General features: G+C 63.8%; 1 protein-coding gene. It reads left to right on the top strand.

The features are described from left to right. Positions 1 to 20 precede the first annotated feature (20 nt). Positions 21 to 268, top strand: a 248-nt coding sequence (locus tag SB717_RS36355; protein ID WP_410907880.1) for an efflux RND transporter permease subunit, incomplete at its 3' end; no start/stop codon positions are given.

Below are 268 nucleotides of genomic sequence, written 5' to 3'. Positions count from 1 at the left end.
GCATCGAAGCGGGCGCACCGGTGATCAAGAGCGAGAATGCCCGTCTCAGCGGCTGGGTCTATGTCGATATCGCTGGCCGTGACCTCGGCAGCTATGTGGAGGCCGCCAAGCAGCGCGTCTCGGAACGGCTCGAGCTGCCATCGGGCTACAGCCTGGTGTGGTCCGGTCAGTACGAATACATGCAACGTGCCGCCGAGCGCCTGCGTCTGGTAGTGCCCGCCACGCTGGCCGTGATCGTCATGTTGCTGTATCTCGCCTTCAGACAGGC

It is taken from the genome of Priestia sp. SIMBA_032, from assembly GCF_046535215.1.
Classification (GTDB): Bacteria; Bacillota; Bacilli; order Bacillales; family Bacillaceae_H; genus Priestia; species Priestia aryabhattai.
This window is presented reverse-complemented; position numbering and strand designations above follow the sequence as displayed.